The 4,617-nt window shown below is 69.6% G+C and carries 2 protein-coding genes; both read left to right on the forward strand.

Annotated features, from left to right (window positions below):
- Positions 1-3,083 (forward strand): non-ribosomal peptide synthetase (locus LN042_RS36390; RefSeq protein WP_230055753.1); only part of this gene is annotated, 3,083 nt, incomplete at its 5' end.
- Positions 3,083-4,617: condensation domain-containing protein (locus tag LN042_RS36395; protein WP_283844034.1), on the forward strand; the 1,535-nt coding region annotated here is incomplete at its 3' end. The genes LN042_RS36390 and LN042_RS36395, both read left to right, overlap by 1 nt.

Genomic DNA, 4,617 nt, shown 5'->3' on the forward strand with positions numbered 1-4,617 from the left:
CCGTGCTCAGGTTCGACTCCCGGGGGCGGTTGGACGCGTTCCTGGACGCGATGCGGCAGGTGATCGCCCGGCATGACGTCTACCGCACGGCGATCGTGTGGGAGGGTCTGCGCGAGCCGGTACAGGTGGTGTCCCGGCACGTCGAACTGCCGGTCCGGGAGGTCGTGCTGGATCCGCAGGGTCCGGAGCCGGTCGAGCAGTTGACCGCCCTCGGTGAGTCCTGGATGGATCTCGCCAGCGCGCCGCTGATCAGCGTGCACATCGCTGCGGAGCCGGACGGTGACCACTGGCTGGCACTGCTGCGGATGCACCACCTGGTGCAGGACCACACCACGCAGGACGTGCTGCTCGGGGAGCTGCGGGCGTTCGTGTCCGGCCGTGCCGACACGTTGCCGGAGCCGCTGCCGTTCCGCGACTTCGTCGCCCAGGCCCGCCTCGGTACGCCGCGCGAGGAGCACGAGCGGTACTTCGCCGAGCTGCTCGGCGACGTCACCGAGACGACGGCGCCGTTCGGCGTGCTGGACGTGTACGGCGACGGCAGCACTGTGCACCGGGCATGCCTCCTGGTGGACGATGAACTGGCCCTCCAGACCCGCGAGCTGGCGCGCCGCAAGGGCGTCAGTGCGGCCACGGTGTTCCACCTGGCGTGGGCGCGGGTGCTGGCGGCGGTGAGCGGTCGTGACGATGTGGTGTTCGGCACGGTGCTGTTCGGCCGGATGAACGCGGGTGCCGGGGCTGACCGTGTGCCTGGCCTGTTCATGAACACCCTGCCGGTACGGGTGCGGTTGGACGGGCAGAGCGCGGGTGACGCATTGGACGGTATGCGGCGCCAGCTGGCTGAGCTGATGGTGCACGAGCACGCGCCGCTGTCGCTGGCACAGCAGGCGAGCGGGGTGACGGGCGGCAGCCCGCTGTTCACCTCGCTCCTCAACTACCGCCACAGTCAGGCGCCTGCTCCGAGCACCGATCCCAGCGTCTCGGGTGTCGGGCTGCTGACCGTGGCCGACCACACCAACTACCCCGTGACCGTGTCGGTCGATGATCGCCCCACCGGGTTCGAAGTGACCGTCGAGGCGGTGGTCCCGGCCGACGCACAGCAGATCTGCGAGTTGGTGCACGCCACTCTGGCCAACCTCGTCGCCGTTCTGCAGGAGGTGCCCCGGGCCCGGTTCGCGGCGGTGGATGTGCTGGGTGAGGCTGAGCGTCGTCTGGTGGTGGAGGAGTGGAACGACACTGCTCTGCCGTTGGTGGATGCGACGTTGCCGGGGTTGTTCGCGGCGCAGGTGGCGCGGACGCCGGATGCGGTGGCGGTGGTGTTCGACGGTGTCGAGCTGTCGTACGCGGAGTTGGATGCGCGGGCGAACCGGCTGGCCCGGTTGCTGGTCGGCCGGGGTGTCGGCCCCGAGTCGGTGGTCGCGGTCGTGATGGAGCGCGGCGTCGACCTGGTGGTGGCGCTGCTGGCGGTGGTGAAGGCGGGCGGCGCGTATCTGCCGGTGGACCCGGAGTACCCGGTGGAGCGGATCGCCCATGTGCTGGACGACGCGGCGGCGGTATGTGTGCTGACGACGGAGCAGTGTGCACCGGTGCTGCCGGGCACGGTTGGCGGACCGGTGCTGGTGCTGGACAGCGCCGAGTTGCGCGCCGAGCGCTCGGGTTCGGCGGGGTCGCGGCTGACCGATGCCGACTTGCTCGCTCCGCTGCTGCCGGCCCACCCGGTGTACGTGATCCACACGTCGGGTTCGACTGGGCGTCCCAAGGGAGTCGTGGTCACTCACCAGGCGCTGGCGAATCATCTGCGGGCGGCCGGGCAGCGGGTTCCGTTGGGGGTCGGCGACCGCTTGCTGGCTGTGACGACGGTGTCTTTCGACATCGCGGCGCTGGAGTTGTTCCTGCCGCTGGTGTGCGGGGCGGCTGTGGTGCTTGCCGAGCGGGAGACGGTGCGCGATGCGGTGGCGTTGCGGGAGCTGATCCGTGCCAGTGGGGCGACTGCTGTTCAGGCCGTCCCGTCGCTGTGGCGGGCCCTGCTGGCCGGCGAGGCCGATTGGCCGCGCGGGGTGCGGATGCTGGTCGGCGGCGAGGCGCTGCCTGAGGAGCTGGCGGCCCGGATGCGGGAGCTCGGCGCGTGGGCGGTGAACTTGTACGGTCCGACGGAGGCCACGGTCTGGGCGACCTCGGCCGAGGTCGACGAGGGTCCCGTGACCATCGGCCGTCCGTTCGCCAACACGCGTGCCTATGTGCTGGATTCGGCGCTGCGGCCGGTTCCGGCGGGTGCGGTGGGCGAGTTGTACCTGGCGGGTGCGCAGTTGGCTCGGGGGTACCTGGGCCGGCCTGGGCTGACCGCTGAGCGGTTTGTCGCGTCGCCGTTCGCCGGTGGTATGGGGGTCCCCCCGGCCGAAGGCTGGGGGAGGATGTACCGCACGGGCGATCTGGCCCGCTGGCGCGGGGACGGGACGTTGGAGTGCCTGGGCCGGGTCGACACACAGGTCAAGGTGCGTGGTTTCCGGATCGAACTGGGTGAGATCGAGGCCGCGTTGGAGCGTCACGAGCTGGTGGCCCAAGCGGTGGTGGCGGTCAACGGCACTGGCGCGGGCGAGCAGCGGCTTGCCGGGTATGTGGTGCCTTTGGCCAGCGCGCAGGTGGATCCGGCGGACCTGCGGGCCTACCTGGCTCGGAGCCTGCCGGCGTACATGGTTCCCGCGGCGGTGGTGGTGTTGGAGGAGCTGCCGTTGACGGTGAACGGCAAGGTGGACCGCAAGGCCCTGCCTGCACTGGAGTACGCCGCCGGTACGGGCCGGGAGCCTGCGACGGTGCAGGAGGAGCTGCTGTGCCGGGCGTTCGCAGAGGTCCTGGGACTCGAGCGAGTCGGGGTCGAGGACGACTTCTTCGAGCTGGGTGGTCACTCGCTGCTGGCGACCCGACTGGTCAGTGAGGTGCGGGAGTCGCTGCAGATCGAACTGCCGATCCGGGTGGTGTTCGAGGCGCGGACGCCGGCGGGGCTCGCCGGCTGGCTCGCCAGTCAGATCGAGAACCAGAGCAAAGCTAGGCCCACTCTGCGGCCGATGCGTAAGCAGGAGGACTACTGATGATTCCGTTGTCGTTTGCGCAGCGTCGGCTGTGGTTCCTCGGTCAGTTGGAGGGTCCGAGCGCGACCTACAACATCCCGACGGCGTTGCGGCTGACCGGAGATGTGGATCGGGAGGCCCTCGCCGAGGCGTTGCGGGACGTGATCCGGCGGCACGAGGTGCTGCGCACGGTCTTCCCGACCGAGAACGGTGAGCCGTACCAGCGGGTCCTCAAGCTCGAGGACAGCGGGTTCGAGCTGGCGGTCGAGGCGGTGTCCCAGGAGTCGCTGGCCGCCGCCGTGAGCGGGGCCATCGAATACGCGTTCGATCTGTCCGCCGAGATCCCGATGCGGGCCTGGCTCTTCACATCGGACGGCGACGACACCGTGTTGGTGGTGGTGATTCATCACATCGCCGGGGACGGCTGGTCGACGGCGCCGTTGGCGCGGGACGTGTCGGTGGCGTATGCGGCGCGGGCCGCGGGCCGGGCGCCTGAGTTCGAGCCGTTGCCGGTGCAGTACGCGGACTATGCGCTGTGGCAACGCGAGTTGCTCGGTGACGAGCAGGATCCGGACAGCGTGCTCTCCCGGCAGCTGGAGTACTGGCGCAAGACGCTGGCCGGGGCGCCGGCGGAACTTGAGCTGCCGACCGATCGGCCGCGTCCCGCCGTGGCCAGTCGTCAGGGCCATGCGGTGGCAGTCGAGCTGCCGGCCGGCCTGCACGAGCGTCTGGTGAAGGTGACCAGGGAGCGGGGGATGACCCTGTTCATGGTGGTGCAGGCTGCGCTGGCGGTCACTCTCAACCGGTTGGGTGCGGGGACGGACATCCCGATCGGTGCGGCGATCGCCGGACGCACTGAGAAGGCCTTGGAGGACCTGATCGGGTTCTTCGTGAACACGTTGGTGATGCGGACGGACCTGTCCGGTGACCCGACGATGGCCCAGGTGCTCGATCGGGTGCGAGAAGCGGGACTTGACGCGTTCGCGCATCAGGATGTGCCGTTCGAGCGGGTGGTGGAGGAACTGGCGCCGGTCCGGTCCGCAGCCCGGCACCCGCTGTTCCAGGTCATGCTCACGGTGCAGAACACGGCTTCGGCGGCATTGGATCTGTCCGGCGTGGGTGCGGCGGGCTCGCTGCAATCGGCCCTGGCCTCGTCACAGGGTCTGCTGGCGTCGAAGTTCGACCTGGAACTGAGTCTTGGTGAGGTTTTCGGTGCGAAGGGCAAGCCGGCGGGCATTCGTGGGAAGTTGACCGCGGCTGCGGATCTGTTCGATACGGGGACGGCGGAGCGCTTCGCGGGTTGCTTTGTCCAGGTCCTGGAGACGGTTGTCGCTGAGCCGCAGACGCGGTTGTCGGCGGTGGATGTGATGGGTGAGGCTGAGCGTGGGTTGGTGGTGGAGGAGTGGAACCGGACGGGGGTGGAGTTCGGTTCGGAGTTGGTGCCGGGGTTGTTCGCTGGGCGGGTGGCTGCGATGCCGGGTGCGGTGGCGGTGGTGGCGGATGGTGTGGAGCTGTCGTTCGCTGAACTGGATTCGCGGGCGAATCGGTTGGCGCA

Origin of the sequence: Kitasatospora humi (genome assembly GCF_020907985.1) — a bacterium.
GTDB classification, from domain to species: domain Bacteria; phylum Actinomycetota; class Actinomycetes; order Streptomycetales; family Streptomycetaceae; genus Kitasatospora; species Kitasatospora humi.